The sequence below is a fragment of the Pantoea sp. SGAir0183 genome (genome assembly GCF_043545505.1).
The window spans coordinates 1-3499 of the sequence record NZ_CP028063.1 but is presented as its reverse complement, the minus strand read 5'-3'; the positions used below and the strand labels follow the sequence as shown (position 1 = coordinate 3499).

Annotated in this window: 1 protein-coding gene and 1 pseudogene; one reads left to right on the top strand and one right to left on the bottom strand. The window is 47.9% G+C overall.

The genetic code is table 11. The annotated features are described in order from the left end of the window. Positions 1–977 (bottom strand): annotated as a pseudogene (locus C1N59_RS22650) (IS3 family transposase); the annotation flags it as partial. Between the two features lie 1532 nt (positions 978–2509). Between C1N59_RS22650 and C1N59_RS22645 the strand changes: the two are divergent. Beyond that, positions 2510–3439, top strand: coding sequence for a TonB-dependent receptor plug domain-containing protein (locus tag C1N59_RS22645; protein ID WP_394551398.1), 930 nt, complete (start codon positions 2510–2512; stop codon positions 3437–3439). Positions 3440–3499: the final 60 nt, after the last annotated feature.

Here is a 3499-nt window from a genome sequence, read left to right as displayed (position 1 = left end):
GTGAAACGATATGCTGAACCAGTGCTCGTTCAGGCATTCATCTCTGAATCGGCCGTTAAAGCTCTCAATAAATCCGTTCTGTGTCGGCTTGCCCGGCTGGATAAGCCGTAGTTCCACACCATGCTCAAAAGCCCATTGATCGAGCGCGCGGCAGGTAAATTCCGGGCCCTGATCGGTTCTTATCGTAGCCGGATAACCGCGAAACAACGCGATACTGTCCAGAATACGCGTGACCTGAATGCCTGAAATACCGAAAGCAGCGGTGATCGTCAGACACTCCTTCGTGAAATCATCCACACAGGTCAGGCACTTGAGCCTGCGACCGTTGGCCAGTGCGTCCATAACGAAATCCATCGACCATGTCAGGTTCGGCGCATCCGGACGTAGAAGCGGAAACCGTTCGGTCGCCAGCTCTTTACGGCGTCGTCTGCGTTTTACGCTCAGTCCATTAAGGTGGTAAATACGGTATACCCGCTTGTGATTGACGTGAAGGCCCTCCCGACGCAGTAGCTGCCAGATGCGCCGGTAACCAAAACGTCTGCGTTCAAGCGCCAGTTCAGTGATACGCCCTGATAAATGTGCATCAGCAGATGGACGCTGAGCGTCATAACGGCAGGTCGACAGGGACAAACCTGTAAGCCTGCAGGCACGACGTTGCGACAGACCGGTCGCATCACACATAAACTCAACGGCTTCCCGCTTCTGGCCTGTCGTCAGTACTTTCGCCCCAGAGCCACCTGAAGCGCCTCCTTATCCAGCATGGCTTCGGCAAGTAGCTTCTTGAGGCGGGCGTTCTCCTCTTCAAGAGATTTAAGCCGCTTCACCTCAGGGACTTCCATGCCACCAAACTTCTTGCGCCAGGTGTAGAAAGTGGCATCGGAAATGGCGTGCTTACGGCAGAGCTCACGGGCAGAAACCCCGGCTTCCGCTTCGCGAAGAATACTGATGATCTGTTCGTCGGAAAAACGCTTCTTCATGGGGATGTCCTCATGTGGCTTATGAAGACATTACTAACATCGGGGTGTGTTAATCAACGGGGAGCAGGTCAAGTGGGCCCTGTTTGTGCTACGACCCCATCTGTCAATTCACCCAAACTGATGAATACGTCATTGGTTAACGCACTCACGCTAAAAATTCCTTATAATTTCATTCATTTAACTTGTAACCCCATGCCAGCATTGCTGTTACATCCAGCCTATCGTAATCTAAAACTGGTAGAATAAAACCTATTAAAGTGCATGATAAGCTTGGTTTTTCTCTCTTTTATTCGACATATTTATTTTGAAGCATAGATGCTATGGGAACAAACGGATCTACGTACACAGAACGATTTGTTAGCATTTTTACTTCTCTGCTTATCCAATCAGCATATTTATCATTCACTTACAAGCCTCACCCAGACGTTAACTTGCAACATCCAAACCTATAGCATACCAAAACTCAGCTCAAAGCACTCGTAAGCTTGTCTATAGAGGAAACCAAACGAATTAATTTTATCCACATAAAGTGTTGAGCCCTAAAACATCAGGGATTAGAGTCAGCGGCAGTATCTTTGGAATCGTGTCTTTGTCGACGACAATTCACGTCCTTCAGTCTAAATATACTTGTGCGCAAAGGGCGCTAAAACAATGACCTACGGGGCCTAGTTGCCACCCTTGGACAAACTGGGGTAGCGCTATCAGCTTGCTTTTGTCATATTTAATCTTCCTGCCTGTCTCACTTTCTTTTTCGTCAGAAAAGGTGAAAATGCTTTTAGGCACCTGTATAGGCACCAAAGAAAAAATGACTCAGAACTTAGTTAAATAATTTCAATACATTAAATAGCCAATTCAGATTCCGCCAGCCCTGAAAGCCCACACGGCGCAAGCCTGCGGGCTTTTTTGTCCCCTCCTGTGCCTTTGAAACCCGCATTCAAAACTTACCGGTTCCAGAGAAGCATGGTCATTTATTGCAGGTATCCGATATTGACTGACTTAATGGCCCATGCGTCATGGTAGACCTCAATGCATTACGGGAAAACCATTATTCATTTAAATAACGCTATTATGCTAAGCCAGCTTATTTCACAAAACAGAATCAAATATTTCACATAATCAGACTTATTATTGATCCAAGTCATTTTTCTCAACCTCTTAACAATCATATAAATTAGCAAGAACATCTTTTACCTTTCGTAAATATCATCCAAAACGTAAAAAAAGATAATATTAAAAAGAAACTTACAGGCAGGGAATTATTCAGAAATCCAATCAGCAAAAGAAGAAATTCTTCGTCTTAAATCTTTATATATCAAAGGCCTGTCTTACATAAAAAGCAACTACCCTTTCCCGCTTCCAGATCATTCCCGCCGATCCTGAATCATTAAAATTCCCACGCAATTACCCTGCGCATTTATTTCACCGCCAACTGATAATGATTATTGATTTGATTCCCATTTATATATCACCTTATGCTGTTTATCAGCCCGTAAATATCTTCAGGACAAACAACCGTTAAAGGATTAACCGTTATGACGTCGTTAACCCCTCTCGCCCGTCGTATCAAAACCAGTCTGTTCATTCCCGTTTTTGGCATAGCTTCACCTGCGTTTGCTGAGCCGGAGATCACTGATCCCGATGAAGAGGTGATGGTGGTGACGGCTTCAGCTGTCGAACAGCGTCTGAAAGATGCTCCGGCATCAATTTCCGTGATTACCGCACAGCAACTGGCACAGGACGTTGGTAAATCGGCCACCGATCTTGCGGATGTGCTGGAACGTGTCGCGGGCGTATCCAAAGCCATCGGAACAGATGTGGGCTCAGGTATTCAACTGCGCGGTATGCCAGCGGCGTATACGCTGTTGCTGGTTGATGGCAAACGCATGAGCTCCAGCAACGGCATCAAAAACACGCAGCAAAACTATTTCGACGATATCAACTGGATCCCCGTTGATGCCATTGAACGCATCGAAGTGGTGCGGGGACCGATGTCCGCGCTCTATGGCTCGGATGCGATGGGCGGCGTGGTGAATATCATCACGAAGAAAAACAGTGATGTCTGGCACGGTACCTTAACCGCAGGCACGCGCCAGCCGCAGGACGATAAGCGGGGAAGTACCCAGACCTGGACAGGTAGCGTTGGCGGCCCACTGGGGAAAGGGTTTGACCTGCGTCTGAATGGTTCATGGAATAAGCGCCAGGCGGATAAAAGCGACACCGGCGCACTGCGCTGGGGAAGCGGTCAGGAGGGACGCAAGAATGAAAATTACGGTGCCGAACTGGGCTGGGATATTACCCGCCAGCATCGGCTGACGATCTCTACGCAGCAGGGAACCGAAGAAGGTCTTCCGGCGTCGCCAGTAACGGCAGTGAAATTAATCTGCGCGGGGCCAGTAAGCTTGAGCGTGAAAACTATGCGCTGGATTACCGCGGCATTTTTGCATTTGGCACGGCGAAGCTAAGCGCTTATCAGAATAAATTTAAAAACTGGGTGTCGGACGTACCGGTTATCGCCAACGGCG